This is a genomic window from Asticcacaulis currens (genome assembly GCF_028550395.1).
Taxonomy (GTDB): domain Bacteria; phylum Pseudomonadota; class Alphaproteobacteria; order Caulobacterales; family Caulobacteraceae; genus Asticcacaulis; species Asticcacaulis currens.
The window spans coordinates 541,465-568,335 of the sequence record NZ_JAQQKW010000001.1 but is presented as its reverse complement, the minus strand read 5'-3'; the positions used below and the strand labels follow the sequence as shown (position 1 = coordinate 568,335).

Annotated in this window: 26 protein-coding genes; 7 read left to right on the top strand and 19 right to left on the bottom strand. The window is 61.2% G+C overall.

Going from position 1 to position 26,871, the window contains the following annotated elements; all coding sequences use genetic code 11:
* Positions 1 to 5 precede the first annotated feature (5 nt).
* The 6 genes from odhB to PQU94_RS02410 form a co-directional block, all read right to left on the bottom strand.
* Positions 6 to 1,544, bottom strand: a complete 1,539-nt coding sequence (odhB, locus tag PQU94_RS02440; protein WP_438263726.1) for a 2-oxoglutarate dehydrogenase complex dihydrolipoyllysine-residue succinyltransferase — start codon at positions 1,542 to 1,544, stop codon at positions 6 to 8.
* Between the two features lie 80 nt (positions 1,545 to 1,624).
* A complete protein-coding gene (locus PQU94_RS02430) occupies positions 1,625 to 4,606 on the bottom strand; it encodes a 2-oxoglutarate dehydrogenase E1 component (protein ID WP_126421898.1) in 2,982 nt (993 codons plus the stop codon).
* Positions 4,607 to 4,901: 295 nt separating this feature from the next.
* Complete coding sequence (gene sucD, locus PQU94_RS02425) at positions 4,902 to 5,786, bottom strand: succinate--CoA ligase subunit alpha (protein WP_013477770.1); 885 nt, start codon at positions 5,784 to 5,786, stop codon at positions 4,902 to 4,904.
* A gap of 10 nt (positions 5,787 to 5,796) precedes the next feature.
* Positions 5,797 to 6,999, bottom strand: a complete 1,203-nt coding sequence (sucC, locus tag PQU94_RS02420; RefSeq protein WP_126421900.1) for an ADP-forming succinate--CoA ligase subunit beta — start codon at positions 6,997 to 6,999, stop codon at positions 5,797 to 5,799.
* 192 nt (positions 7,000 to 7,191) lie between these two features.
* The gene (locus PQU94_RS02415; protein ID WP_272739893.1) at positions 7,192 to 8,478 is read right to left on the bottom strand and encodes a spinster family MFS transporter; all 1,287 of its coding nucleotides are present in this window, start codon (positions 8,476 to 8,478) and stop codon (positions 7,192 to 7,194) included.
* Positions 8,479 to 8,560: 82 nt separating this feature from the next.
* Positions 8,561 to 9,121, bottom strand: a complete 561-nt coding sequence (locus PQU94_RS02410) for a DUF2306 domain-containing protein (RefSeq protein ID WP_272739892.1) — start codon at positions 9,119 to 9,121, stop codon at positions 8,561 to 8,563.
* Between the two features lie 81 nt (positions 9,122 to 9,202).
* On the opposite strand from PQU94_RS02410, the gene PQU94_RS02405 reads away from it, so the two are divergent.
* Positions 9,203 to 10,060, top strand: coding sequence for a LytTR family DNA-binding domain-containing protein (locus tag PQU94_RS02405; RefSeq protein ID WP_272739891.1), 858 nt, complete (start codon positions 9,203 to 9,205; stop codon positions 10,058 to 10,060).
* 143 nt (positions 10,061 to 10,203) lie between these two features.
* Here PQU94_RS02405 and PQU94_RS02400 read toward each other — a convergent pair whose 3' ends face one another.
* From PQU94_RS02400 to PQU94_RS02360, 9 genes are all read right to left on the bottom strand, one after another.
* Entirely contained in the window at positions 10,204 to 10,686 is a 483-nt protein-coding gene (locus tag PQU94_RS02400; RefSeq protein ID WP_272739890.1) for an SRPBCC family protein, read from the bottom strand.
* Between the two features lie 10 nt (positions 10,687 to 10,696).
* Positions 10,697 to 11,392: a YceI family protein gene (locus PQU94_RS02395; RefSeq protein ID WP_272739889.1), complete on the bottom strand. Its 696-nt coding sequence runs from the start codon at positions 11,390 to 11,392 to the stop codon at positions 10,697 to 10,699.
* A gap of 7 nt (positions 11,393 to 11,399) precedes the next feature.
* Entirely contained in the window at positions 11,400 to 11,888 is a 489-nt protein-coding gene (locus PQU94_RS02390) for an SRPBCC family protein (protein ID WP_272739888.1), read from the bottom strand.
* 88 nt (positions 11,889 to 11,976) lie between these two features.
* Entirely contained in the window at positions 11,977 to 12,414 is a 438-nt protein-coding gene (locus PQU94_RS02385) for a VOC family protein (protein ID WP_272739887.1), read from the bottom strand.
* Between the two features lie 22 nt (positions 12,415 to 12,436).
* Positions 12,437 to 12,970: an SRPBCC family protein gene (locus PQU94_RS02380; protein ID WP_272739886.1), complete on the bottom strand. Its 534-nt coding sequence runs from the start codon at positions 12,968 to 12,970 to the stop codon at positions 12,437 to 12,439.
* 10 nt (positions 12,971 to 12,980) lie between these two features.
* On the bottom strand, positions 12,981 to 13,931 hold the full coding sequence (locus PQU94_RS02375; RefSeq protein WP_272739885.1) for an SRPBCC family protein: 951 nt from the start codon (positions 13,929 to 13,931) through the stop codon (positions 12,981 to 12,983).
* Positions 13,928 to 14,323 carry an ArsR/SmtB family transcription factor gene (locus tag PQU94_RS02370; protein ID WP_272739884.1) on the bottom strand — a complete coding sequence of 132 codons (396 nt, stop codon included), beginning with the start codon at positions 14,321 to 14,323 and terminating at the stop codon, positions 13,928 to 13,930. The genes PQU94_RS02375 and PQU94_RS02370 overlap by 4 nt, the downstream gene beginning before the upstream one ends.
* Positions 14,324 to 14,381: 58 nt before the next feature.
* Positions 14,382 to 15,104 (bottom strand): M48 family metallopeptidase, encoded by a 723-nt coding sequence (locus PQU94_RS02365; protein ID WP_272739883.1) that lies wholly within the window; start codon positions 15,102 to 15,104, stop codon positions 14,382 to 14,384.
* Positions 15,105 to 16,355: a polyhydroxyalkanoate depolymerase gene (locus tag PQU94_RS02360; protein WP_272739882.1), complete on the bottom strand. Its 1,251-nt coding sequence runs from the start codon at positions 16,353 to 16,355 to the stop codon at positions 15,105 to 15,107. It abuts the gene before it with no gap.
* 180 nt (positions 16,356 to 16,535) lie between these two features.
* On the opposite strand from PQU94_RS02360, the gene PQU94_RS02355 reads away from it, so the two are divergent.
* Positions 16,536 to 17,126 (top strand): YdeI/OmpD-associated family protein, encoded by a 591-nt coding sequence (locus PQU94_RS02355; protein WP_272739881.1) that lies wholly within the window; start codon positions 16,536 to 16,538, stop codon positions 17,124 to 17,126.
* 8 nt (positions 17,127 to 17,134) lie between these two features.
* Here the strand turns inward: PQU94_RS02355 and PQU94_RS02350 are convergent, their stop codons facing one another.
* Positions 17,135 to 17,746, bottom strand: a complete 612-nt coding sequence (locus PQU94_RS02350; RefSeq protein ID WP_272739880.1) for an SCO family protein — start codon at positions 17,744 to 17,746, stop codon at positions 17,135 to 17,137.
* A 229-nt stretch (positions 17,747 to 17,975) separates the two neighbouring features.
* On the opposite strand from PQU94_RS02350, the gene PQU94_RS02345 reads away from it, so the two are divergent.
* A complete protein-coding gene (locus tag PQU94_RS02345) occupies positions 17,976 to 19,295 on the top strand; it encodes an ActS/PrrB/RegB family redox-sensitive histidine kinase (RefSeq protein ID WP_272739879.1) in 1,320 nt (439 codons plus the stop codon).
* Positions 19,296 to 19,331: 36 nt separating this feature from the next.
* Positions 19,332 to 19,901, top strand: a complete 570-nt coding sequence (locus PQU94_RS02340) for an ActR/PrrA/RegA family redox response regulator transcription factor (protein ID WP_272739878.1) — start codon at positions 19,332 to 19,334, stop codon at positions 19,899 to 19,901.
* 25 nt (positions 19,902 to 19,926) lie between these two features.
* Here PQU94_RS02340 and PQU94_RS02335 read toward each other — a convergent pair whose 3' ends face one another.
* Entirely contained in the window at positions 19,927 to 20,496 is a 570-nt protein-coding gene (locus PQU94_RS02335) for a hypothetical protein (protein ID WP_272739877.1), read from the bottom strand.
* A 139-nt stretch (positions 20,497 to 20,635) separates the two neighbouring features.
* Here PQU94_RS02335 and PQU94_RS02330 point away from each other — a divergent pair, with 139 nt between their 5' ends.
* From PQU94_RS02330 to PQU94_RS02320, 3 genes are all read left to right on the top strand, one after another.
* Positions 20,636 to 20,941 carry an autorepressor SdpR family transcription factor gene (locus PQU94_RS02330; RefSeq protein WP_272739876.1) on the top strand — a complete coding sequence of 102 codons (306 nt, stop codon included), beginning with the start codon at positions 20,636 to 20,638 and terminating at the stop codon, positions 20,939 to 20,941.
* Positions 20,938 to 21,600 carry an SdpI family protein gene (locus PQU94_RS02325; RefSeq protein ID WP_272739875.1) on the top strand — a complete coding sequence of 221 codons (663 nt, stop codon included), beginning with the start codon at positions 20,938 to 20,940 and terminating at the stop codon, positions 21,598 to 21,600. The genes PQU94_RS02330 and PQU94_RS02325 overlap by 4 nt, the downstream gene beginning before the upstream one ends.
* 81 nt (positions 21,601 to 21,681) lie before the next feature.
* Entirely contained in the window at positions 21,682 to 24,234 is a 2,553-nt protein-coding gene (locus PQU94_RS02320; RefSeq protein WP_272739874.1) for a PAS domain-containing sensor histidine kinase, read from the top strand.
* Positions 24,235 to 24,269: 35 nt separating this feature from the next.
* Here the strand turns inward: PQU94_RS02320 and creD are convergent, their stop codons facing one another.
* Positions 24,270 to 25,646 carry a cell envelope integrity protein CreD gene (gene creD, locus PQU94_RS02315; protein WP_272739873.1) on the bottom strand — a complete coding sequence of 459 codons (1,377 nt, stop codon included), beginning with the start codon at positions 25,644 to 25,646 and terminating at the stop codon, positions 24,270 to 24,272.
* A 56-nt stretch (positions 25,647 to 25,702) separates the two neighbouring features.
* Positions 25,703 to 26,836: an HPP family protein gene (locus tag PQU94_RS02310; RefSeq protein ID WP_272739872.1), complete on the bottom strand. Its 1,134-nt coding sequence runs from the start codon at positions 26,834 to 26,836 to the stop codon at positions 25,703 to 25,705.
* Between the last annotated feature and the right edge of the window lie 35 nt (positions 26,837 to 26,871).

Below are 26,871 nucleotides of genomic sequence, written 5' to 3'. Positions count from 1 at the left end.
CGAAACTACACATCGAGGACGAAACGTTGCGGGTCTTCGAGGCCTTCCTTAACGCGGACGAGGAAGGTCACGGCTTCCTTGCCATCTACGATGCGGTGGTCGTAGGAAAGGGCCAGGTACATCATCGGGCGGGCGACGATCTGACCGTTGACAACCATCGGGCGTTCCTTGATGGCGTGCATCCCCAGAATGCCGACCTGCGGCATGTTGAGGATCGGCGTAGACATCAGCGAGCCATAGATGCCGCCATTGGTGATGGTGAAGGTGCCACCTTGCAGCTGATCCAGCGACAGGGTGCCGTCACGCGCCTGCTTGCCCAGCGCGGCGATGCCCTTTTCGATACCGGCCAGCGACAGGTCATCGACGTCACGCAGGACCGGCACGACCAGACCCTTTTCCGTACCCACGGCGACGCCCAGGTCGTAGTGGTTCTTGTAGATGATGTCCGTGCCTTCGATTTCCGCGTTGAGCGCCGGGATGTCCTTCAGGGCGGCGACGACGGCCTTGGCGAAGAAGGACATGAAGCCCAGTTTCACGCCGTGGCGCTTTTCGAAGACGTCCTTGTAGGCGTTGCGAAGGCTCATCACGGTGGACATGTCCACTTCGTTGAAGGTGGTGAGCTGAGCCGCGGTGTTTTGCGACTCCTTCAGGCGACGGGCAATGGTCTGACGCAGGCGGGTCATCTTGACGCGCTCTTCACGCGGGCCGACTTCGCGCGGGGCGACCGGGGCGGAGGGAGCCGCGGCAACTGGGGCCACAGCGACCGCAGCGGGGGTGGACAGGGCCGCCAGGGCGTCACCCTTGGTGATGCGGCCGTCCTTGCCCGTACCCGCAATACCGGCCGTGTTCAGGCCGGTTTCGGAAACGATGCGCTGAACGGCAGGCGACAGGTGCTCAGAGGCCTTTTGCGGAGCCGCAGCGGGGGCAGCCGCCGGAGCCGGAGCGGCAGCAGGGGCAGCGGCCACAGAACCGGCCGAAGCGCCCGCAGCGATACGGGCAATGACCTGACCCGGCGTGACGGTCGCGCCGTCTGCGGCGACGATTTCAGCGATGACGCCGTCGGCCGGAGAGGCCACTTCGACGGCGACCTTATCGGTTTCAATCTCGACGAGGATTTCGTCCTTCTTCACCGCTTCGCCGACCTTCTTAGCCCAGCGCGAGATGGCGCCTTCGGCGACCGACTCGCCCATCACCGGGGTCTTGACGTCGAGCAGGGCCGCGCCCGCCGCCGCAGGGGCAGCCGCCGGCGCCGCAGCGGGGGCCGCAGACGCAGCAGGCGCAGCCGCCGGCGTGGAGGCGACAGCCGCACCGGCAGCGCCGATACGGCCCAGCACGGCACCGGGGGTGACGGTATCGCCTTCACCGGCGAGGATTTCGGTCAGGGTGCCGTCAGAAGGGGCGGCCACTTCGAGCGAAACCTTGTCGGTTTCCAGCTCGACGAGGATTTCGTCCTTCTTCACGGCGTCGCCGGGCTTCTTGGTCCACTTGGCAATGGTGGCCTCGGAAACGGACTCGCCGAGGACGGGGGTAAGGATGTCGGCCATGGGTATAGGCTCCGATTTATCTTTTAAATTCAGGATGAAGGGCGCGCACGCAGGTGGGCGCGCCCCATTAAGGGAGAGGATCAGGCAAACGCTTCGTTCAGGAAGGTTTCCAGCTCTTTCAGGTGGCGGCTCATGACACCGGCAGCGGTCGAGGCCGAGGCCGGGCGTCCGACATAGCGGGCGCGCTTGGCCTTGATCTTCAGCTTGTCGAGCGTCAGTTCAAGCCACGGATCGACGAACGACCAGCCGCCCATATTCTTCGGCTCTTCCTGACACCACACCAGTTCGGCGTTCTTGAAGCGGCCCAGCTCGGTCAGCAGGGACTTCATCGGCCACGGATAGAACTGTTCCAGACGCATCAGATAGACGTCCTTGATGCCCTTCTTTTCGCGCTCATCCAGCAGGTCGTAATAGACCTTACCGGAACAGAGCACGACGCGACGGATCTTGTCGTCGGCCACCAGCTTGACACCCGCCACGTCCGGACGGCGCTCGGCGTCGTCGTGCAGCACGCGGTGGAAGGACGAACCTTCCGAGATGTCGGTCAGGGTCGAAACCGCCTTCTTGTGACGCAGAAGCGACTTCGGCGTCATGATGATCAGCGGCTTGCGGAACGGACGGTGGATCTGACGGCGCAGGATGTGGAAGTAGTTGGCCGGCGTCGTGCAGTTGGCGACCTGCATATTGTCTTCGGCGCACAGTTGCAGAAAGCGTTCGAGACGCGCCGACGAGTGTTCGGGGCCCTGGCCTTCGTAACCGTGCGGCAGCAGCATGACGAGGCCCGACATGCGCAGCCACTTGCGTTCGCCCGACGAGATGAACTGGTCGATGACGACCTGAGCCCCGTTGACGAAATCGCCGAACTGACCTTCCCACATCACAAGCGTGTTGGGATCGGCCAGTGAGTAGCCGTATTCGAAGCCCAGCACCGCCTCTTCCGACAGGGCCGAGTCGATCACTTCGTAAGCGCCCTGACCTTCGCGCAGATGGTTGAGCGGGAAGTAACGCTCTTCGGTGCGCTGGTCAATAAAGGCCGAGTGGCGTTGCGAGAAGGTACCGCGGATCGAGTCCTGACCTGACAGGCGCACGTCGAAGCCTTCGTCGAGCAGCGACCCGAAGGCCAGATGCTCAGCCAGCGCCCAGTCGATATTTTCCCCGCTGTCGATCGCCTGACGGCGGCCTTCGATCACGCGGCGCAGCGTCTTGTGCGCCTCGATCTCGTTGGGAATGGTGGTGATCTTGCGACCGATCTCTTCCAGCTTGGCGCGCGGCACCGAGGTGAAGCCGCGACGCTCATCATCTTCGGGCAGGCCGAGGCCCGACCACTTGCCATCCAGCCAGTCGGCCTTGGTCGCCTTGTATTCCTTACCCGCCTCGAACTCAGCGTTGAGGAAGGCGTCGAATTCGGCGATCCAGCCGTCGATTTCGGCCTGCGTGGCCACGCCTTCGGCGATCAGGCGCTGACCGTACAGTTCGCGCGTGGACGGATGGTCCTTAATCTTGGCGTACATGATCGGCTGCGTGAACGTCGGATCATCGCCTTCGTTGTGACCGAAGCGGCGATAGCAGAACATGTCGATGACCACGTCCTTGGCAAACTTCTGCCGGAACTCGGTGGCGACCTTGGCGCAATAGACCACGGCTTCGGGATCATCGCCGTTACAGTGCAGGATCGGCGCCTGCGCGCCCAGCGCCTGATCCGACGGATAGGGCGAGGAGCGCGAAAAGCGGGGCGCGGTCGTAAAGCCGATCTGGTTGTTGACGATGATGTGCAGCGTGCCGCCGGTCTTGTACCCCTTCAGCCCCATCAGGGCGAAGCACTCGGCCACCACGCCCTGACCCGCAAAGGCGGCATCGCCGTGCAGGATCAGCGGGATGGTCTGGCTGCGGTCGAGCTGACCGTCGCCCTTGGCCTTGATGTGCGCCGCCTGCTTGGCGCGGGCCTTGCCCAGCACCACCGGGTTGACGATTTCAAGGTGCGACGGGTTGGCCGTCAGCGACAGGTGGACATTGTTGCCGTCAAAGGCGCGGTCCGAAGACGCACCCATGTGGTATTTCACGTCGCCGGTCGAGTCGATGTCGAGCGGCACGGTCGAACCGCCCTGGAATTCGTGGAACAGGGCGCGATAGGGCTTACCCATAACGGCCGTCAGCACATTGAGGCGGCCACGGTGCGGCATCCCCAAAATGAGATCCTTCACGCCCAGATTGCCACCGCGCTTGATAATCTGTTCCATGGCCGGGATCAGGGCTTCGCCGCCGTCGAGGCCAAAGCGCTTGGTGCCGGGGAAGCGGCGATGCAGGAAGCGTTCGAGACCTTCGGTCTCGATCAGCTTCTTGAGGATGGCGATCTTGCCTTCCTTGGTGAAGGTGATTTCCTTGTCGCGGCCTTCGATGCGCTCCTGAATCCACGCCTTTTCCGCCGTGTCATAGATATGCATGTACTGCACGCCGACATTGGCGCAGTAGGTGCGGCGCAGGATCTGGATGATTTCTTTCAAAGTCGCCGTTTCCAGACCAAGCACGCCGTCGATGAAGATCGGGCGGTCCATGTCGGCGGCGCTAAAGCCCCAGTGCTCCGGCAGCAGTTCCGGATTCTCGCCCTTCGGCTCCAGACCCAGCGGGTCGAGATTGGCCTGAAGGTGGCCACGGATGCGATAGGCCCGGATCAGCATGAGGGCCCGCACGGAGTCCCGTGCGGCGTTTTGCAGGTCGGCTGCAGAGGCCGGCGCGGCCTTACCTGCGGCGGCATCCTTGGCGTTCTTTTCGGCGATGCCCTTGGCGGCCTTGGCTTCGACGGCGGGCCAGAACCCGTCCAGTGCCGAGGTCAGCTCATCGCGCTTTTCCACAACCGGGCGCGCCCAGCCACCCACCGAGGCGTTTTGCGCCACATTGGTCGGGTTGTCCATGAGCTGATCGAAGAAGGCCCGCCAGGCCGGGGTCACAGAGCTGGGGTCTTTAGCCCACTGCTCCTGAATCTGTTCGATGAACAGGGCGTTGCCGCCATAAAGGAACGAGGTTTCCGCGAAAACCTGGTTCAGCCGACCGGAATCGTCCGCCATTTTATACCTTGCGAGACGGCCAACTACGACACCGTCTCCCTTTCGTACTTTGGGTTGAGGCGGCCAATAACGACACCGCCTGACAGGAAGGTCTATACTCTCTTTGAGAGGTGTTGAGAACCTCTTAAGCCGGAAAAATCGTATACGATTTTTGGGCAAAATGTTAGCGCTCACATTATGCGTCCACAGCGCGGCGGCGGCAACAAAAAAGCGCGTAACCCGCAGGCTACGCGCTTTTCGTGACGAGTATGTGGCGGTCGGCCTCCCTCCTGATTTCAGGAAGAAGCTTAAACGACTACCCCTTCAGCACGCTGAGCAGGGTTTCGCCGAGCGCTGCCGGAGACGGAGACACCTTGATGCCCGCCGCTTCCATGGCCGCGATCTTGTCTTCCGCGCCGCCCTTGCCGCCGGAGATGATGGCACCGGCGTGGCCCATGCGGCGGCCCGGAGGCGCCGTGCGGCCCGCGATGAAGCCCGCCATCGGCTTTTTGCGGCCGCGCTTGGCTTCGTCGATCAGGAACTGAGCGGCGTCTTCTTCGGCCGAGCCGCCGATTTCACCGATCATGATGATCGACTTGGTTTCGTCGTCCGCCAGGAACATCTCCAGCACGTCGATGAACTCGGTGCCTTTGACCGGGTCGCCACCGATGCCGACGGCGGTCGTCTGACCCAGACCGGCATTGGTCGTCTGGAACACGGCTTCATAGGTGAGCGTGCCCGAACGCGAGACGACGCCGACCGAGCCCTTGGAGAAGATGTTGCCCGGCATGATGCCGATCTTGCACTCGTTCGGGGTCAGGACGCCGGGGCAGTTCGGCCCGATCAGGCGCGACTTGGAACCCGACAGGGCGCGCTTCACCTTCACCATGTCCAGCACCGGAATGCCTTCGGTGATGCAGACGATCAGCGGGATTTCGGCTTCGATGGCCTCTAAGATGGCGTCAGCCGCGAAGGGCGGCGGCACGTAGATGGCCGAAGCATCGGCACCCGTGCGTTCCTTGGCTTCGGCGACGGAGTCGAACACCGGCAGGCCGATATGGGTGGTGCCGCCCTTGCCGGGGGTCACGCCGCCAACGACCTTGGTGCCGTAGGCGATGGCCTGTTCGGAGTGGAAGGTGCCTTGCGCGCCGGTGAAGCCCTGCGTGATGACCTTGGTTTGCGAATTGATCAGTACAGACATTGCTCTAACCTTAGCCCTTCACAGCCTTGACGATCTTGGCGGCCGCATCGGCCAGATCGTCGGCGGCGATAACGTTCAGGCCGCTTTCGTTGATGATTTTCTTGCCGAGTTCGACATTGGTGCCTTCGAGGCGCACCACCAGAGGCACCTTCAGGCCGACTTCCTTCACCGCAGCGATAACGCCTTCGGCGATGATGTCACAGCGCATGATGCCACCAAAGATGTTGACCAGAATGCCCTTCACGTTCGGGTCCGAGGTGATGATCTTGAAGGCCGCGGTGACCTTTTCCTTGTTGGCGCCCCCGCCGACATCGAGGAAGTTGGCCGGTTCCGCACCATAGAGCTTGATGATGTCGAGCGTAGCCATGGCCAGACCGGCGCCGTTGACCATGCAGCCGATTTCGCCGTCAAGGGCGATATAGGAGAGGTCGAACTTCGAGGCTTCGATTTCCTTCGAATCTTCTTCGCTCAGGTCGCGCAGGGCCTGAATGTCCGGATGACGGAACAGCGAATTGGAATCGAACGACACCTTGGCGTCCAGAACCAGAAGCTGGTCGTCGCCGGTGATGATCAGCGGGTTGATTTCCAGCATGTCCATGTCCTTGGCGTTGAACGCCGCGTACAGTTGCTGAAGGAGCTTGAAGCCCTGCTTGGCCAGATCGCCCTTCAGACCGAGAGCGTGCGCCAGGGTACGACCGTGGGTCGGGAACACGCCGGTCGCCGGGTCGATGGTGAAGGAGTGGATCTTTTCCGGAGTCGAATGGGCGACTTCTTCGATATCCATGCCGCCTTCGGTCGAGGCGACCACCGACACGCGCGAAGTGACGCGATCGACGAGGAGCGACAGATACAGCTCCTTTTTGATGTCCGCGCCTTCTTCGATGTACAGTCGGTTGACCTGCTTGCCCGCCGGACCCGTCTGATGGGTCACGAGCACGCGGCCCAGCATTTCATCGGCATTGGCTTCGACGTCGGCCGGCGACTTGACGACGCGCACGCCGCCCTTGGCATCGGGGCCAAGGCCTTCGAAGCGACCCTTACCGCGGCCACCAGCGTGGATTTGTGACTTAACGACCCACACCTTGGTGGAATCGTCCTTCAGGTTCTTGGCGGCCTCAAGGGCTTCCTTGGGCGAGAAGGCGGGATAGCCGCGCGGAACGGCGACGCCGAACTCCTTGAGTACGGCCTTGGCTTGATGCTCGTGAATGTTCATGGAACCGGTCTTGTCAAATGGATGCCGGCCCGTGTTAGCGGTACCAGCGAGGAAATACAAGCCATGCGGCGCACGGCTCGGCGACCTTTGGGGCACGGACGTCTCGCCCGCACCGACGGGGTGGGGTTATAAAGACCCGTCCGGCGTTGTGCAACCGCAAGATCGCCGATTTTTGCCGCATCGGAGGGCCGCTCAATCAGAAATCGGGCTCGTTTTCCAGTCTGACTTAAGGGTAAGCGCTGTCAGAAGAAAGCAACCCGCCCCAAGGCCGTAGAAGACCAGCCCGCCCGTTACGGCCATTTTCAACGCATTTGCCGCATAATTATATGATAAATAATCCGAAATTATCCCCATAATCCACGAGCCGAAGCCGAGGCCGATCAGGTTGGTGATAAACAGAAACACCGCCGAGGCCAGCGCACGATCGGGCGCTTCGACTACGTGGTGCAGGCTGGCCAGCACTGGCCCCATCCACACCAGCCCCAGCGCCTGCGCGAGGATCAGGAGGACGAACCCAGCCCCCGTGTCAAAGGCGAAGCCCGGCATCATGAGCACCACCCCATAGGCCGGGATACACAGAAGATAGGCCGCCGCAGGCACCAGCACAAAAGCGCGCGGCGACTTTGCGCCTAAACGATCCGCGACAAACCCGCCGCTTAAGATACCTATGGCCCCGCCGATCAGGACGATCAGGCCGAAGCTGAAAGAGGCCGACATCAGTGTGGCCTTGAACGAGCGCATAAAGACCGAGGGCAGCCAGAACATCAGGCCATAGCCAATCACGGACGACAGCGAAGCGCCCAGGGAAATCAGCCAAAGAGAGCGATTGCGCATCAGGCGATGCAGTCGGTCCAGCGCCGGAACTCTATCGGTCTGCGTCTGAACGTCATGACGGCGCGTGCCGAAGAAGAACAGCGGCGCAAACACGACACCCGCCAAACCAATGGTGACGAAGGCGTGCCGCCAGTCAAAGGTCGCCGCCAGAAGCCCGCCGAACATGATGCCGAGACCCGACCCTAATGGCACGCCCAGCGAAAAGACGGCCATGGCTCTGGCGCGGTGGGCGGGCGGATAGAGGTCGCTAATCAGGCTTTGGGACGGGGCGACGCCGCCCGCTTCCCCCACACCTACGCCAAACCGCCCCAGCGCCAGGTTGAACCAGGAGGTGGCCAGACCACAGGCCGCTGTCGCCGCGCTCCACACCAAAAGGGCGGCTGTGATCAGCCGGACCCTTCCCAGCTTCTGCGCCATAAGCGCGGCAGGGATACCGAGAACCGTATAGACGAAGGCAAAGGCAAAACCGCCCAGCCAGCCCAGCTGCGCATCGGTGAGATTCAGTTCGGCCTTGATCGGCTGCGCAAGGATAGACAGGATCTGACGGTCCACAAAGTTGAAGACATAGACGACCAGCAACAAAACCAGACAGGCGTGAGTCCGCCATCCCTGTCGGATCGGGGCCCGTTTCGTCGGATCGGTCATGCTGTGGGTCCCGCCAAGATTACGAAACCAAACCTAGCACGTCGTTTTGAAAATCAGAAACGCTTAAGCCGGGTTATTCCGGTTATCCGAAAAAGACGTGCCACAGCAAGCGGCCCGGCATGAAGGCAAACAGGCCCGCAACGACCAGTCCGCCCATAAACAGGCTCGTCGCCATCGTGCGGTGGCGTTTGATGTTTTTGGTGCGCGCCGCATAGAGGATCATCGGCGCGACCACCACCGTCCAGCCCGACAGGATATGGATAAAACTGAACATGCCGTGGTTGAGGCCGCGCAGCCAGAAGCTGGAAATCGCCGCCGTCAGCATCAGGGCCAGCCAGATATAGCCCAGCAGACGGTGCGGTGTGCGCCCTTTTGGCCCCAGCAACTGATATAGGCCGATGAAAAAGGCCGTTATCGCCGCGCTTAGATGGATTTGCGTCGCCAGTGACGACTCGGCAATGGCGCGCAGGTTCGGGGCGTGCACATGAGCCCGTTCAAGGACGCGGCTCATACCGCTGAGGTCACCGCCCGAGGCAAGGACCGTGATAAGGATAAGGCCGCCGGTCAGGATCAGACCGCTGATAAATTTCCAGACAAAAGCGTAGGCGGAACGGGGTTTCGTGGGGGCGTGTGGCGCGGACATGAGGCATTCCATCAAAATTGTCTTGTGCGGGAGGACCGCTTTACGGCAATTAGACAGGGCTTATCTGAGACGGGGAGACGGATGCGCGAACAGAAGGCGTCCATGCGTGAAACGAAGACACCTGCGGTTCACGCTTCGCCAATGACACAACCCGCCTGGTCAGAAACGGCCTCGGGCGTCGGGCGCATTCTGGCGGCCGCGCTCGGCATGGCCCTCTTCCTCAGCCTGATTAATGCCTTTGGCACGGATGTCATTCCGTTTGTGATGCGCTTTGTCTATTGGTCAGCCCTGATGCTGGCGGGGTCGCTGGTAGCGGTGGGGGTTGATCGCGTCGGCTTGAAGGTCGTACGTCATCGCCTGCATCTGGAAGGGCGGCCGTGGCTGTACGGCATCGTCCTGACGGCACTTCTGACGCCCTCTATCTCGCTGGTCGTGTGGGCCATCACGCCTTTGTTTGGGCATATGCGCTGGGATATTGCCCTATATGCCCGCTTCCTCGCTCCGGTTGGCATCATCTCCGCCGCCATGACAACGCTCAATGTGCTGATCAACCGCGAACCGCAGCAAAGCCACGCTTTTTCGGCACCACCGACCGCATCGTCCGCAGACGGCACCGACGCGGCGCGCGTCGCCTTTCGTGAGCGCTTACCCTTCAAGCATCAGAAGGCCGACATCTACGCCCTGTCGGCAGAAGACCATTATCTGCGGGTTCACACCAGCGCCGGTAACACGCTGATCCTGATGCGTCTCTATGATGCCATCCGCGAATTGGAAGGGATCGAAGGCTCTCAAACGCACCGTTCGTGGTGGGTGGCACGCGACGCCATCGAAGACATCCGCCGGCAGGACGGGCGCGTCAGCCTCACACTGCGCGGCGATATCGAGGCACCCGTCAGCCGCTCTTATCAGAAGGTGCTGAAGGCCGACGGATGGATATAGAGCGGAATGATTTCCACTGGCTTCATTCCGCTCAAGCCGCCATTGAGGCGGCCGCCAAGACGGCGGAGCCCGCACCCGGCTCGGGGGCGTAAACAAAATCTGGATCATTATGTTTCTACAAGAAATCATAATGATCCAGACTTCTACTGTCTGTTCAGCCACGCTTCCAGCATGTCGAGCAAGGCCTGGGTGCCGGCTTCCCGGCCGGCAATGTGGTCGCAGCCGTCAATGAAGGCCAGTTGTTCGGTCAGGTCCAACCGTGAGCCGGTGGCCGTAGCGGTGAATTCCAGCGTCAGCAGCGAAGCGGTGAGCAGGGTGTCCCCCACGTGCATGGTGAAGCTGGAAATAATGCGCGCCACCCTGCCTTGTGGCCCGTCTTCGGGCGGCACAATATCGTGAAAGAAGGCCGACATGATGTGGCGCGGCTGCCCCTTGGGGCCGCCGCTGCTGCGCTCATGCCCGCCGACGCGGAAATCAAGCTCATGCGGGTCGCGTTCCCAGTCCGGCGGGCCGGTGAACCACTGGGACTTGGCCACTGGGTCCGACCACGCCCTGAAGACGGTTTCGACCGGAAAGGTAAGGTCGCGCGTCAGGCGCATGGTGTGCGGGGTCATTGAACGGGTCATGAGCGTCCTCTTATTTGGCCTTTAGCGGCGGGCCAGAAAATTCGGCGTTAATGGCAATGCTGACCGTGTCACCGACGCCCATACTGCTGCCTGGTTCCGGTATGCCAAAGGCCATGCCGAAATCCGATCGCTTGATCTCCCCCCTGGCCGAAAAGCCGATACGGGCATGGGGGTCATAGGGTGCAAACCCAGCATAACCGCCGTTAAGCACCGCATCAAGCACCACGGGCTTGGTGACACCGCGCAGGGTCAGCTCGCCGTAAATCTTCGCCGAATAATCGCCGGTCTTTTCAATCTTGGTAGACACAAAGGTCATTTGCGGGTGCGTTGCTGCGTCGAACCACTGCGCCGACATCAGGCTGTCGTGGAAACCCTTGGGCGGGGTGGGCAGGTCAATCGATTTGACATCGACCGTGGCCTTGAGTTTGGCCGCTTCCGGATGTGCCGGGTCTATTTCCAGCGTCGCCTCGAAGCGGTCAAAACCCGCCATATAGGTCGAAAAGCCGAGATGGCTGACCATGAAGGTCAGGCTGGCGTGGGAGGCATCGAGTGTATAGAGGCCCGCCGGGAAATCTTTGGACACCGGAGTGGCGGGGGCGGGTTTGGGCGCCGAAGCGTCGGGTGTTGTCTCCGCCGGCGGCTGCGAACAGGCCGCCAGTCCGGCGCTCATCACCAAAAGACCGAAAGTAAAAGGCAGAAGGCGCATGGGTCACCTATGCGTTTAAGGATTGCGCGAGGGTTTCGAGCTGATCGGTGGCAATACCCCAGCCCTCATGAAAGCCCATCTGTTCATGTTGTTTGCGGGTCTCGACCGACCAGTGCAGGGCCTTGGCGACATAGCGCGTATGGCCTTCGGGCGTGTCTTCCAGCATGATGATGGCGGTCATAAACGGGGCTTCCGACGGCTCCCACGCCTTTACGTAGGCGTCGGTCAGGACCAGCTTTTCGTTTTCGATCACTTCGAGATAGACGCCGCGATTGGGAACGATCTCGCCATTGGGTCCGTGCATGACGAAGGCATTGCTGCCGCCCGTGCGCACGTCCAGTTCGACCTGATCAATATACCACGGCTTCGGGCAGAACCATTCCGCCAAGAGCATTGGGTCGGTCCAGCAGCGCCAGACAAGCGCACGCGGAGCCTTCAGCACGCGTTCCAGCACCAGTTCACGCTCGGATATCGGGGTATCGGGTTGCGGGGTCATTTTCGTTTCCTTTGAGATTCAGACACAGCTCCGCCCTCCCCTTCCGGGTCGCGGAGAGGCGGCGCAGACCATTGTTTTGTGAGTTTTCTTATTGTGGGGTGTTGGCAGCGACGAAGGCTTCGTCAGCGACCGTGTTGATCATCCACGGCTGACCATACTTGTCGATAAACATGCCGAACAGGGGCGACCAGAAGGTGGGCGCAAGCGGCATGTTTACCATTCTGGCATCCTGCGAGAGGCCGTCCCAGATGCGCTTCGTTTCTTGGACGGTATGGGGCTGAATGGACACACAGAAACCAGACGGTTTGGATGGGCCGTATTCCGGCGGGCAGTCCGCGCCTTGAATGATCCCTTCGCCCGTGTTCAGCGTGGCGTGCATAACCCAGTCCTTTAAGGCCGGATCAACGGGCATGTCGGGCGCGGCGGAAAACGGGAAGGTCATCAGTTCGCCGCCAAGCACAGACTGATAAAACGCGAAGGCTTCGGCGCATTGGCCATTGAAACTCAGATAGACATCAATACGCACGGCAGTTTCTCCTCTGTGGGGTTTATCGGTTTTCCGTCAGCGCTTTGAGACGTGACAGACCTTTTTCGAAATCCGCTCCGATCATCTTGTCCATATTGAAGATCAGACCGAACAGACGCGAGACAAAGGGCGATGGGCCATACATGGCCCAGGTCACCACGGTGCCGCTGTCCTGTGCTTGCAGGGTGAATTCTGCGGTATTGGTGGCGCGGATGGGTTTGATGAAGTCGAGCTGGATGACCAGCTTGCTCGGCACACGGGCTTCGGTGATGGTCATGCGGCCTACACCGGCCTTGGCATTATCCGACGCCCATTCATAGACGGAGCCCGTGCCGGCCGCCGGGCCGCTATAGGTCCGGCGCAGCACCGGGTCGATGTCTTCCCACGGCGACCATGTCTGCCAGCGGCGCAGGTCCTCCAGTTCGGCATAGATAGCCTCCGGCGACGCCGCGATGGTCGCGGTGCGCTGAAGCCGGAAGTGGTTGGGCCGTAAGGCTGCGACCAGCAACACCCCGGCAATGGCAAGGCCGATCAGGCCCAGAATAAATGTCAGCATTTGCTCCCCCTCAAATTTTCCCGGTTTTCAGATAGGTCTCCAGACGCAGAAAGTTCTGTTCATTGGCCTGCGGAATGAAGGTCTTGAGCAGTTCCTCCTGTTCGGAGGGTGCAAAATCCATGCGCCAGATCATGTCAGTATGATCGCCGTCCGAGACATATTCGACCGTCATACGGAACTGATGCGTCGGCTGAAGGTGATCGAAGACGATGCGCTGGTTCTCAACGATCTCGACAAAGCGCTTGTGATTGTCGTGATCGCGCCCATCCGGCCCGTGCATGATAATGCGGAACTCCCCGCCTTCGCGAAACTCAAACACCGGGATGGTGTTGGTAAAGCCGTCCGGTCCCCACCACTGTTTGAGGTGCTGCGGATCGGCAAACCGCGCAAACAGGGCCTCCGGGGACGCGGCATAGCGATGCGACGTGACGATCTCAAACCCGGGGGGTTGCTCCGACATCAAAGTCTCCAAACGTTCAAAGGCATCGGCCCAGCCGACGGCAAAGCCCTGTTCAATTGCCGCCGCCTTGAGCTCCGGCGAAAGGAGGCGCGCGTGCAGGGTGAGCCGGGTCCCCTCCCCCTCTTCCTTGAAGGTTATAGTCACGCGCGATTCAGGCGGCAGACCGGAACCGCACGGATGCACGTGCGGCCTCCCCTCATAGACCAGGCGTTCCGGCGCTACGACTTCAACAAAGATGCCTTCGCAGGGGCAGGGCGTACCGTCCGGAGCGGCCATGCCAAGGCGGAAACGGCCGCCGGGGCGAACATCCATCTCACAGGTGTCGTTGTGGAAACCGTGCGGACCCCACCATTGGCGCACATGCTCCGGCTTGGTCCACATCTCCCAGACCAGAGCACGGGGCGCCTTGAAGGTGCGAAACATCACGATGTCGATGTCACTGGGGAAGCTGACCTCGAAACCTGACTGCATGTCCGACGAGCGGGGGGATAGGGTGATCATGTGCGGTCATCCTTCTGGGTATCGGATTTGTCAGTCACCACCGGCGGCGCAGGCGGATCGGCAGCGGCCTGAAGCTGGGTCAGATAGGCCTCCAGCCGGTCAAGCCGCGCCTCCCACATGGCGCGATATTTGGCAAGCCACATATCGACCTCCTTCAGCGGTTCCGGTTCCAGCCGGCAGGGCCGCCACTGCTTTTCGCGACCCCGGCTGATCAGACCGGCCTTTTCCAGCACTTTCAGATGCTTGGACACCGCCGGCAGGCTCATATCGAACGGTTCCGCCAGATCATTGACCGTCGTTTCGCCCAGCGACAGCCGCGCCAGAATGGCCCGGCGCGTCGGATCGGCCAGAGCATTGAGGGTCACAGACAGGTGGTCGGGAGACGCAGGCATACACTTAACCGAAATGTTAAATAACTTATCGGTTAAGTACGCGCGTTAAAGCGATGAGTCAAGCCCCATAGGCAAAGAGCTGCACGCCCTCGGTCTTCAGCCAGCGACGGGCCGCGCGGTAATCGCCATAAAGCCCTTCGACCTCGGCCCAGAAGCGATCGGAATGGTCGGGATGGCGCAGGTGCGCGGCTTCGTGGGCGCAGACATAGGCAAAGACCGGTTCCGGCGCGAGGATCAGCCGCCAGCTCAGGCGGATGGCCTTGCGCCCCGGCGTGCACGATCCCCAGCGGCCCTTGGCGTCGAACAGCGACACCTTCACGTCGGCATAGCCGAGCCGTTGCGCATAGATCTCCGTATGGGTCTGGGCAAATTCCAGCGCCTCTTTGCGCAAAAAGCGCTCGATGCGGCGGTGGAAGGCCTCGCCCTCGCCGCCCGCGGTCAGAACGCCGCCCACCATGCGCGCGGCGGCCGCATTGCCTGAGTGAACCAGACGCAGTTGCGCCCCAAGATAGGGAATATCGCTGTCGGGCGTGAAGAACAGCCTGTCGGGCCGCGCCGCCTGATGTTCGATGATCCACTGGGCGCGGCTGAGGGCAAAATCGACGGCCTGAGCCAGATCACGCGGGCGCGGCGCGGTCACCACCGCCTCGCCCGTCTTGTTGTCGATGCGCAAAGAGATACGTCGCGCGCGGGCATTGACCTTCAGGTGCAGGCGGAAGTCACCGCAGTCGATGACCTGACCCGCTTCATAGGCCGGTTTTGCCCGCTTGAGCCCCAACACCTAAAGCGCGGCCTCGCTGCGGGCGATGAAGTCGCGGATGCGCGGATAGATTTCCTGACGGAAACGGCGGCCATTGAACACGCCATAGTGGCCCGCCCCCGGCTGCACATAAAGCTCTCGCATCTCCTGCGGGATGTTCTTGCACATCTCATGGGCGGCCTGAGTCTGACCCACGCCGGAAATGTCGTCCTTCTCGCCCTCGACCGTCATCAGGGCGATATCGGTCACGGCCTCAAGGCGGACCGGGCGGCCATGATGGATCAGCTCCCCCTTGGGAAGGGCGAACTTCTGGAACACCAGATCGATGGTCTGAAGGTAGAATTCTTCGGTCAGATCGAGCACGGACAGGTACTCGTCATAAAATTCGAGGTGCTTTTCGATGCCGTCGCCGTCATCATCGACCAGCGAGTTGAAATAGGCCCAGTGGGCGTCTTTGTGCCGCTCCTCGTTCATGCTCATAAAGGAATAAAGCTGCACGAAGCCCGGATAGACGCGACGGCCTACGCCCGGATAGGGCGGCGGCACGGTGTGGACCATGTTCGACTTGAACCAGGTGAACGGCTTTTCCTGCGCCAGATCATTGGTCACGGTCGGATTATAGCGAGCGTCAATCGGCGACCCCATAAAGGTCATGGAGGCCGGACGCAGCGGATCCTTGTCTTCGGACATCAGGCAGGCGGCAGCCAGCACCGGCGGCCCCGGCTGACAGACGGCGACAACGTGCGCGCGCGCGCCGATGGCCCGCAACATGTCGCGCACATGGTCGATAAAGCTGTAGAAGTCGAAACGCCCTTCCAGCACCGGTACCTGACGCGCATTAACCCAGTCGGTAACATAGACATCGTGATCGAGCAGAAATTCCTGCACCGTACCGCGCAGCAAGGTGGCGTAGTGGCCGGACAGGGGTGCGACGACCAGCACGGCGGGGGCGGGCTTTTTCACCCCGGCGCGGCGCAGATCGGTCGGGTCGCGCTGAAAACGGATCAGCTTGCACCACGGCGAAGCCCAGTCCTCAACCACCTGAATCCGCACCGGCGTGCCGTTGATTTCGACACTGTCGAGACGCCAGTCGGGCTTGCCATAGCGGCGGGTGACCGTGCTGAACAACTCAGCCGAGGCGTACATCTTGCGCCCGAATTCGGTCTCGGCAATCGGATTGGCCTTATTGCCCCAGAAGTCGCGGCTGGCCTGCGCCACGGCGCGCCAGGGACCAGCGGAATAATAGGCCATCTCATGCAGCAGGTACAGCATCGCAAAAACTCGTGTCGTCTGTCGTGAGGACAAGGCTAACATAAGGATGCTGCCAAGAGGTTACGAGTCCTCTCTTCGCATCTGCGAAACAAAAAGCCGTGAAGGTGTGACGTTGTGATGTCAGGCTTGGGTTTTTGGGTGGGGGGAGTTAGTCTCCGTCTAAAAGAAGGAGACGACAGGATGGACAACCCAACCCACCCCAAGGTGGACGCCTTTATGCAGCGTGCCGAGCGCTGGCGGACGGAGTTTGAAGCCTTGCGCGCCATCCTGCGTCAGGCCCCGCTGAACGAAGAGCTGAAATGGGGGCAGCCCTGCTACACGCTCGGCAAGGCCAATGTGGTGCTGATGCATGGCTTCAAGGACTATTGCGCCCTGCTGTTTATGAAGGGCGCGCTTATGCCCGATCCGCAGGGCCTGTTGATCCAGCAGACCGAAAATGTGCAGTCGGCGCGCCAGATTCGCTTTACCTCCCTCGATCAGATCATGGATAAGGCCGCCACACTGAAAGCCTATGTCGAAGCCGCGATTGCGGTGGAAAAGGCGGGATTGAAGGTCGATTTTAAAAAGACCGAAGCCTTTACGATGCCGGATGAGTTTCGCGCGCGTCTCGAAGACGATGCGGCCCTGAAAGAAGCGTTTGCGGGCCTGACGCCGGGGCGTCAGCGCGCCTATCTGCTGCACTTTTCCTCGGCCAAACAGTCAAAAACGCGGGACGCACGGATTGAAAAGTGCATCCCGCAGATCATGGACGGCCTGGGTTTGGATGATTGAGACACGCTTCAGTAATCCCGCATTGCTTGCCGGACCACCTCAGCGGCCTTTTCCGGCGGCAAACCGTGGGTCAGGGGGACGGCAAATTCGCCACGCGGATTCATCAGATAGACCACCGAGGTGTGGTTCATCGTGTAGTCCTTGCCTTCGCCAACCTTCTGATAGGTGGCACGATAGGCGCGCGCGGCCGCCGCGATCTGTTCCGGCGTGCCGGTCAGGCCGATAACCCCCTTAGGGAAGCCGCCAGAGTTCAGATAGGCCTTCATGACTTCGGGGGTGTCGCGCTCCGGATCGACCGTGATAAAGACAAATTGCAGCTTGTCGCCGTCCTTGCCCAGCTTCTGGCGCGTCTGATCGAGCGATTGCAGGGTCAGCGGGCAGATGTCGGGGCAGTAGGTGAAACCGAAGAAGACGGCGGTCCATTTGCCCTTCAAAATCGCTTCCGTCTGCGGTTTGCCGTACTGATCCGTCAGGGCGAACGGCCCGCCGATGCTGTAGGCCGACTTGATCGTTTGGCTCGCCACCGGCTTTTGCCCCAGCATCGAACTCCACATGGCGACCGCCAGCGCGCCGAGGCCGATCACCAGTACCGCAATGATTGTCAGACGTGTGCGATTCATCCTATGCCTATCCTTAGTCTCAGATGCGCAAATGTGTCACATGGTCATGCGGCACGAAGGCGCCTAAAGGGGCCATACCCGCAAGTTCTATAGGCGAACCCGCAACGTGCGCCAACGGATTATCAGCTTCCTGTCTTCCTTCACCGCCCCCCCGGCTGCGGCAAAAGATCGCACACCCTTTTCCTGGGCCGACTTTTCGCCCGTACCGCTGTCCCACGGAGCCGATGGCTTGAGGCTGCGCACGCTGGTCGGTCTGCGCTGGCTGGCCATACTGGGCCAAAGTGTGATGATCGCCGTGGTGGCACTGGGCTTCGGTCATGAGCTGAACCTGTGGCCCTGTCTGGCCATGATCGCCGCCAGTCTGTGGCTTAACCTCCTTCTGATGTTCAATGACCGGCGGCAGCGTCTCAACGACTGGGACGCAGCCCTGCAACTGAGCTTTGACTGCGTGCAACTGGCGGCCCTTCTGGCCGTGACGGGTGGGCTCGACAACCCCTTCTGCCTGATGCTGATTGCCCCGGCGACCGTGGCCGCGGCCAACCTGCCGACGCGCTACGGCTTTGGCGTGGTTGCGGTGGCCGTGCTGGCCACCTGCGCCATGGCCTTCTGGTCGCTACCCTTGCCTTGGCCCGAAGGGCAAGCGTTTCATCTGCCGCAAATCTATCGTCTGGGCTTTCTGGCCGCCATCATCATCGGCATCGTCTTCACAGCGGGTTATACGTGGCAGGCGGCGCTGGAATCTAAGCGCATGGCGCAGGCCCTGGCGGCGACGCAGGCAGTTCTGGAAAAGGAACACCGCCTGTCGGCATTGGGCGGACTGGCGGCGGCAGCCGCGCATGAGCTGGGGACGCCGCTGGGCACCATCCAGGTGGTAGCGCGCGAAATGCTGCGCAGCCTGAAACCCGGCACGGCGCTTTATGAGGATGCCGAGCTGCTGGTATCGCAAAGCCAGCGCTGCCGCGATATCCTCAAAAATCTCGCCCGCCGGCCCGAAACCCGTGATCAGGTGCACGACCAGCTGCCGCTACGCGTGTTCTTCGAAGAGGCGGTGCAGCCCTTCCGCAACGAAGGCAAAGCCATCCATATCGAAATTTCGATGGACGAAGTGCCCGACGGCGAAGACCCCGGCCAGTATGTGTCGATCAAGCGCCGACCGGAATGGCTGCATGCCTTGGGGGCCTTTGTCGAAAACGCCGTCGATTTTGCGCGCAGCGCCGTCTGGGTTCGCGTGCGTATTCGCAAGGCCTACGTAACGCTGTCGATCGAAGACGACGGCCCTGGCTTTGCGCCAGACATCCTGTCGCGCGTCGGCGACCCCTATATTTCGACGCGCGGAAATGATTCGCGACCGGAGACATCTATGCACGGTGGCATGGGTCTGGGCTTCTTTATCGCCAAAACCCTGCTGGAGCATACAGGGGCCAGCGTCACCTACGGCAATCGCGACACCGGGGGCGCCTATGTGCGCGCCCTATGGCGGCGCGAGCAGATAGACGTGATCGTGTCCCGAGATTTTGGCGGTGACATCGCACCGCTATCCAGAGATTGATCCCCAGAGATTACCCCGTAGAATAAGGAGCTTGTAATGGATGATGTGAAAACCGCCATCGAGCAGAAGATCGCCACCCTGACCGACCGTACCCTGCTGCTGCTGGACGATGATGCGCCCTTTCGTCAGCGTCTGGCCAGGGCTCTGGAATCACGCGGCTTCACCGTTACCGCTGTGGAGAGCGTCGCCGAGGCGTTGAAGGTTATCGAGGCCAGCCCGCCGGCTTTCGGCGTGATGGATATGCGACTCGAAGACGGCAATGGTCTGAAAGCGGTCGAGGCTCTGCACGCCAAACGCCCGGATGCCCGCGCTATCATGCTGACCGGTTACGGCAATATCGCCACGGCGGTAGCCGCAGTGAAATCGGGCGCGGTAGACTATCTGTCGAAGCCCGCTGATGCCGACGATGTGGTCAAGGCGCTGCTGGCGGTCGAAGACCATGCCCCGGCGCCGCCCGAAAACCCCATGTCCGCCGACCGCGTGCGCTGGGAGCATATTCAGCGCGTCTATGCCCTATGTAATCAGAATGTTTCGGAAACGGCGCGCCGTCTGAACATGCATCGGCGGACATTACAGCGCATTCTGGCCAAAAAAGCCCCTAAGTAAGTAAGGCGGTATGAGGGGCTAAACCTTACTCGTCTGCGATAATGATATCCGGGTTTTCCGGCAGAACGAATTCGAACAGGCCCATATCCAGCGCCTTTTGCGGGCGATAGGCCATCAGCGGCGCGTGGGCGAGAGCCTGCACCTCTTCCGGCGTCAGCGGTACATCCAGTGCCTTCTTGCGCACGGCGCGGGCCTGAAGGTGCGGGGTAATCGCCGTTGACGGCCTGGGCACAGGGCGCACCGTCCCTATCTTCCAGTAGCTGACGCACAGCTTCCATTGCGCCACCGGGGCCGCTTCCGGCTTTGGCCAGCGGCGGCCGTCGCGCATCTGCGGCTCGATACGGCGCGGTTTCTGCACCCGCTCAAATGTGCAGATCAGGGTCGAAAACGGCTCGCTCAGCAGGGTTTCATACCGGGCTCGCGCTGCCTCTTCGCTCGGAAAGCCCGGATCGAGCGTTTCACGCACAAAGATCACGTCCTTGCCGCACGCGTCTTTCGCTGCCCTTTCGCGTTCGGCTGACATCAACACACCCTCGCCCCAGTTCAGGACGATATCGAGTGCGTTATGCGCGATGGGATAGGCTATGGCGGGCATGGGGCCATTCTATAGGTTTGCGCCCCTTAACAAAAGACTGACCGGAACAAAAAGAATACGCAAAGAGGGACGTGCCGCCGCAATTGACAGACCTCTTTTTATTTTGTATTTGCCTAAATAACAAATAAAGAGGGTGTCCATGTCCGAAGTTTACAAGTCCCTGAGCGACCCTACGCGACGACACATCCTCGAAATGCTTCGCGAGCGGGAAATGAGCGCGGGTGAGATTGCCGATCGGGTTCACGTCTCCAAACCCACCCTGTCGGGGCATCTGGCGAAATTGAAAGCCGCCGGCCTCATCGATATGACGCGGCAAGGCACCACGCTCATCTATCGACTTAACCTGTCTGTGCTCGAAGAGGCGATGATGTCGCTGATGAGCGCCTTTCGTATCGGTCAGGACGCCACCGCGCCGCTGCCACGCACCATGGAGGACAAAGCATGACCCCAGAGGCAAAATGGCCGGCGTCCAAGATATTCAGTCTGCTGATGATCGCCGCCACAGCGGGCCTGAGCCTGTGGGCGCGGCCGCAGATCACAGACGGCCCCGTCGGTACACACTTCGACCTTTCGGGCACCGCGAATGGCTTTATGCCGCGGGATCAGGCGCTGATGGTCATGCCGCTGACGCTGGCCGCGATTACCCTGCTGTTATGGGTTCTGCCCTATATGCAACCCAAAACGGGCAAGCTGGAACGCTCGGCTTCGGTCTATGCGGTAAGCTGGATCGGGGTTGTCGCCCTTCTGGCGTTCGGGCATCTGTTCATCGTCGGCCACGCCCTGGCATGGACCCTGTCAGTCCAACCCCTGCTGCTGGGCCCAGGTCTTTTGTTTATCCTGATCGGCAATGTCCTGCCCAAAGCGCGCCGCAACTATGTGATGGGGGTGCGCACCCCTTGGACACTAAGTGATGAACGGGTGTGGGACCGCACCCATCGCCTGGCCGGACCGGTCATGATGCTGGCCGGCGTGATCATGCTCGGCGCAGCGCTCATCCTGCCACCGGTTTATCTGCTTTGGGTCTTTCTGATCTCGGGCATCGGGTCGGCTCTTATCGTGTTGGTCGCCTCCTATATCTATGCGCGGGCTCTAAAACTTACTTGACTCCGAGTTGCCATATTCATTTGGGGGGCGAATCGCTTTGCATTAGTATGGGCCTTTAAGTGATTCGTCCCGGGCCGCCGCATGACCGTTGCCACCATTGCCTTTGCCGCCGCTGCTGGCGCGACTGCGCTGGCCTTTTCAACCACGGTTCTGGCCTGGCGACTGCGAGCGCGACTGACGAAGCTCACTCAAGGCTATAAGTCACGCCTTGACGTCCAGCATACGGTTCTGGGGGAACTGGACGCCGCCACCCTGGCCTTCGACGAAGCCTTTGTTGCCATCGAAGGGGAGACGGTGCGTCTGGTCTGGGGCGATGAAACGCTCAAAACCGTCGCGGATGCCTTTCGTATACCCTTCTCCGAAGAGGTCGCCCCGCGTGTTATCGAAGGTCTGGCCGGCTCGTCCAAAGAGGCCGCCGAAGCGCTGAAACGCCTGATTGCCGAAGGTCGCCCCTGCCGTTTCGAAGTGTTTACCGAAGCACCGCGCAGCCTAGTCGGTGCCCGAACCTCCGGCCTGACCCTGCTGGTCGAAGGTCGCGCGACGGGGGCAACGGCGTGGGTGCGTCTGGCCATAGCCAGCGAGCATACATCTCTTTCCTCCGGTCCCTTTGCACGTATGGCCGACCTGATTCCCGCCCCGTGCTGGGTGGTGCGTGACGGACAACTGGTGTGGGCCAATGCCGCCTGGCTGACGGCTGTCGATGCCGAAAATGTCGAACAGGCGCGCGCGGAACATCTTGGGCTCGACCGGTCTGCTGACGCGCTCGTTGTCGAAGCCGCCGAACAGCATGTCCGCCGCGAAGGCTTCCGCTGGCTGACGATTCACGGGCAACGCCGCGCCTTTCAGGTGACGGCCGAGCCGCTGGGCGACGCCTATGTCTGCGCCTATGCTGTCGATATAACCGAATCCGAAGAAAGCCGCGAAGCGCTCAAGCGCCATGCCAAAGCGCACGACGACACGCTGGACCGCCTCGAAGACGCCGTGGCCATTTTCGGACCGGAAAAGCGCCTGACCTTCCATAACCGCGCTTTCGAATTGTTGTGGGATCTGGAGCCCGCCTGGCTGGCTGAGCGTCCGACGCATGGCGAACTGCTCGATCGTCTGCGGCAAAAGCGCAAACTGCCCGAAACCTCGGACTTCGTGACATGGAAGGCGCAGGAACTGGAGTTTTACGGTCTGAGCGAGGCCGCGCCGGATGAGATGTGGTCGCTGCCCAATGGACGGTCGCTGCGCGTTGTGCGTCAGCCGCACCCGTTGGGCGGGCTGTTGCTGCTGTTTTCGGATAAGACCGGCGAACTGACCCTCAAGGCGCAGTTCAATTCGCTAATTCAGGTGCAGCGCGCCACGCTGGACCAGCTGACCGATGCCGTATCGGTATTTGGCTCGGATGGTCGTCTGCGTTTGCGCAATGCGGCGTTTGACGCCTTCTGGAAGCTGACGCCCGACGAACTGGCGCTCAATTCTGACTTCGGGCAACTGACGGCCTTGTGTCTGCCCCTGGTGCACGATCGCGGTTTCTGGGCCGAGCTGAAGGCGCGCGTTACCGATATCGACCCGCTCGCGCGTGCGCCGCAGATGGGTGAGGTACGCACCTCAGACGGACGTCTGGCCCAGTGGCGAACCCAGCCCCTGCCTGACGGGGCTACTCTGGTGGCCTTCAGCGACATCACCGACCGCCGCGCGCTCGAAGAAGCCATCGAACAGCGCGACGTGGCTTTGTCGGAATCAGTGCGTCTTAAGCGCGATTTCGTCGCCAACGTCTCCTATGAATTGCGCACACCCCTGACGACCATTGTCGGTTATGCCGACCTGCTGCAACGACAAGCCAACGCCACCGAGGCTGACCCGGCAGAAATCCGCCGCCGCGGCTTCCTCAACGCCATTCAGGCCGCTTCGCAGGAACTGGCCCGCTCTATCGACGACGTGCTGGACATGGCGCAGATCGACGCCGGAGAAATGTCGATTTCGCCATCGGACTTCAACCTGTCGCGCATGGTCGCGGCCGCTCTGGGCCGTCAGGCCGACACGCTGAGCGCCAAGGGCATCCGCTTCGACTATCAGGGGCTGGACACGCGGGCCCTGATCCGTGCCGACGCGCAACGTTTGGGGCAGGTGCTGGATCATCTGCTGGACTATGCCTTGCGCAACGCCGCCGCAGAGGGCCAGATTACCATCCGCAGCCGCAAGGAAGGCGACACCCTGACGCTGGAAATCGGCTATTCGGGGCGCGGCATCCCCTACCACACGCAGGCGCACATCTTCGACCGCTTCGTTGGCCGCGAACGCGGCGGGCCGGGTCTGGGGCTGGCGCTCGTTAAGGCCTTGGTCGAATTGCACGACGGCTGGATCACACTGGAGTCCGAACCCCAGAGCGGGGCGACCTTTGCCTTGCACCTGCCGCATCAGATGGGCGTCGGCTTTGAGACAAATGAAGTGAAAGCTCCTGAGATTCGCGCGCCGGAACCAGAGCCTCACATCCCCGCTGAGGTCGCGCCGATCGCCGTTGCCACCCCCGCCCCAGAGGTGCCAGCAGAGCCGGCCCCGTCTGCGGAGGACGTACCCGAAGAGGTTAAGGCGTTGGGCCTGACCGCCGAGACGCTGGCACAGGCCCGCCGTATTCTGGGCATGGCTTAAAAGGTACGCCCCTCGCTACAGGGGAGTACTTAAACCTATTCCCCTTCTGCCCGATTGCCGTACCAGTTGATATTGCGCGTCAGCACCATCACGGCAGCGATGACGAGGAAGGCCGAGCAGGCACCCACCAGCAGCGCGTAGTCTTCCATGCGCATCAGCACATAGATCAAAGCATAAAGTGCGCTGAACACAGCAAAGGCCGCGATGAAACGCCAGCGGGAATGGAAGATGAGCCCGGCATAGCCGGCGATCAGCGTCACGGTCGCCCCGGCGGCCACCACAAAGGCCGCGTCAAAGCCGATGCGTTCGGCAAAGGACAACAGCAGCAGGTAGAAGGTGATCTGCGCCAGCCCAACCAAAATATATTGCGCCGGGTGCAGCTCCTTCTTCGAGGTGCTTTCAAACAGGAAGTAGGTCAGGAAAACTAGACCGACGAACAGCAGGGCGTATTTCAGCGAGCGTCCCACGCTCTGATACGGATTGGTAGGCTCGATAAAGGTCACTGACAGTTCGGATTTGCCGAGCGTCGTCATCTGGCTCTGGTCGATGACGGCGGGAAGTCCGCGGGCGATAAAGGGAACCGACCATTGGGCGTTGAAGCCACCCTTGTGGGCCAAGTCATCGGTTTGTCGCGTGACGGGCAGGAAACCACCGCCAAAAGAGGGGTGTTTCCAGTCCCCGGTGATGGCCGCCTCGGACGATTTGCCATAGGCGAGGATGCCCAGCTTGCGGGTGCCGCTGAAGGTCATGGCCACCTTGATGTTTAGTGGAGTGCTCGTATCAGTCAGCGCGAGCGGAGCGGCAAACAGGTCGAAATCCGTGCCGTCAGGGCTGAGTCCCGTCACCCCAGGACCGGAGGGGGCCAGCATGACCGAACGGTTGTCGATCTGCGCCACAATATCCTTGCGCGCACCGCGTGAATCGGTGGCCCCGGTGACAAGCTGCGCCTTATCCCAAATCAGAACGGCCCCGGGCCTGGCGGCTTGCACGTCTTTCAGGTCAAAGGCTGCATCGAAAGTGAGGTCCGCCGTATAGACCGGCACGCGAAAGATCGAACGCGAACGCACATCGCTTTTGGTCGCCGCGCTGGCCTTACCGGTCTGCGGGAAGACGATCAGATTGCCGCTTTCCTGCGCCAGTACGACGCGATTGCCCTTTTCATCCGTGCTGCTCCGCGTCGGAATGACATAAGGAATCTGAATCACCGGACCCAGGAAGACCTGTTCGCCGCCCATCTGATCTCCGATCTCGCGCGCCACACCCTCGGCCCGGTTGGTACGCTCCATCAGCAATGCAAAAACCAGCAGGGCCGGAATGGCCATCAGCACGGCCAATGCGCAGACCACAAGGAATTTGGCCCCTTTGGATCGGCCCTTTTGTGGGCGGGGTGAGGGCGTTGAACTGTCGTCCATTGGAGCGCTCCGCTAATTTTGAACAACGTTCATATTGATGCGGATTGCGGCATTTTTCAGACCGCCCCTCTTTGGACGTGATAAACAGCACGCATCAGGTCCGACGCGCTGATGATCCCACACAGTCGCCGGGTGTCATCCAGCACCAGCAGATGATGAAGGCCCGTATCGGCAAACAGGGGCACCAGGGCAGCCACATCCGCCCCGTGATCGGCAGTCTTGAAATCGGCGGACATGAGTTGCCCGGCCACCTCCGGCTTGGTCGAATACGGCGACGCAGTGCGTTTGACCAGCGCTTTGATATGTTTATGCATGTCGCCAGGCGTGCCACCCGCCTGACGCAGCATATCCTCTGCGGTAATCACACCGATGACCCGCCCCGCTTTGTCCGTTACCGGCAGCAGTTTTAGCCTGTGTTTCTGGATCAGCGCCCAGGTGTCTTCCAGAGGCGTGCCAAATTCCACATGAATAGGACCTGGCGTCATGATGTCTCTGGCGCGGATATGGTCCATCAGACGCTGATAAGCGTGGCGTTCGGACAGGGTCAGCAGCTTTTCCAGATCATCCGGGGCGATGTCGATAAGGGTGTCCATCTGACTCAGCGCAGCGGTGATGTCTTCGCCCCCGACGCGCTTGAGACTATTGTCCGCCGTCTTCGGAACGGGTGCGGCGATGTGCGGATAATTGCGTCTGGTTACCGTGTTGAAGACGATCCCGGCGCTGACCAGCAGCAGGGAATTGGTAAAGGCCGGAAAGAGGGCGAACCACGGGTTAGTCGTGTGGGTCAGTACGACCAGCAAGGCCATGGCCCCGCCGGGCGGGTGCAGACTGCGCGTGGCGAACATGGAAAGGATGGCGAGGGAAACCGCGACAGAGGCCGCAAGCACCGGATCGGGGATCATACGGGCGCAAATAAGACCGATGATCGCTGAGACCGTATTGCCGCCGATCACCGACCAAGGTTGGGCCAAAGGCGAGGCCGGCACCGCAAAGACCAGCACCGCCGAAGCCCCAAGCGGGGCTACCAGCCACGGCGACAGGCCAAGGGGCCTTGCGATCAGCAGACTGATCAGGGCGGTGAAACCGATGCCGAGACACGCCCCCAGACCGCTGCGCATCCGCTCCAGTCCCGAAACCGGCAAGGGTTTAGGCATGAGGGCGTCGAGCCAGGGTTTTATGGATATAGCCATCTGTTCCGCCTGCGTTTTTTCTCACGCATAGCGGA